Source organism: Streptomyces canarius, assembly GCF_014650735.1.
Taxonomy (GTDB): Bacteria; Actinomycetota; Actinomycetes; order Streptomycetales; family Streptomycetaceae; genus Streptomyces; species Streptomyces olivaceoviridis.
Window position 1 is genome coordinate 1 of record NZ_BMVN01000191.1, and the last position, 998, is coordinate 998.

Here is a 998-nt window from a genome sequence, read left to right on the forward strand (position 1 = left end):
TAGATGGACTTTCTATAGGGCCCATTTTACTGACAGGATTTATCACCACTTTAGCGACTTTGGCGGCTTGGCCAGTTACTCGAGATTCGCGATTATTTCATTTCCTGATGCTAGCAATGTACAGTGGTCAAATAGGATTATTTTCTTCTCGAGACCTTTTACTTTTTTTCATCATGTGGGAGTTCGAATTAATTCCCGTTTATCTACTTCTATCCATGTGGGGGGGAAAGAAACGTCTGTACTCGGCTACAAAATTTATTTTGTACACTGCAGGGGGTTCCGTTTTTCTATTAATAGGAGTTTTGGGTCTCGGTTTATACGGTTCTAATGAACCAACATTAAATTTTGAAACATTAGCTAATCAATCATATCCTGTCGCACTGGAAATAATATTCTATATTGGATTTCTTATTGCTTTTGCTGTCAAATTGCCGATTATACCCTTACATACGTGGTTACCGGATACCCACGGGGAGGCCCATTACAGTACTTGTATGCTTCTAGCCGGAATTTTATTAAAAATGGGAGCATATGGATTAGTTCGGATCAATATGGAATTATTACCCCATGCGCATTCCATATTTTCTCCCTGGTTGATAATAGTGGGTACAATGCAAATAATTTATGCAGCTTTAACATCTCTTGGTCAACGGAATTTAAAAAAAAAGAATAGCCTATTCCTCCGTATCTCATATGGGTTTCATAATTATAGGAATTGGTTCGATAACTGATACGGGACTCAACGGAGCTATTTTACAAATAATATCTCATGGCTTTATCGGTGCTGCACTTTTTTTCTTGGCAGGAACGAGTTATGATAGAATGCGTCTTGTTTATCTCGACGAAATGGGCGGAATGGCCGTTTCGATTCCCAAAATATTTACGATGTTCAGTATCTTATCCATGGCTTCTCTTGCATTACCGGGCATGAGTGGTTTTGTTGCAGAATTGATAGTCTTTTTTGGAATAATTACCAGCCAAAAATATTTTTTAATGCC

Annotated in this window: 2 protein-coding genes; both read left to right on the forward strand. The window is 38.1% G+C overall.

Features of this window, described 5'->3' with window-relative positions; translation table 11 throughout:
- Positions 1-731, forward strand: a 731-nt coding sequence (locus IE294_RS50420) for an NADH-quinone oxidoreductase subunit M (protein WP_506005394.1), incomplete at its 5' end; no start/stop codon positions are given.
- The coding region (locus tag IE294_RS50425) for a proton-conducting transporter transmembrane domain-containing protein (RefSeq protein WP_506005395.1) at positions 694-998 on the forward strand (305 nt) is incomplete at its 3' end. The genes IE294_RS50420 and IE294_RS50425, both read left to right, overlap by 38 nt.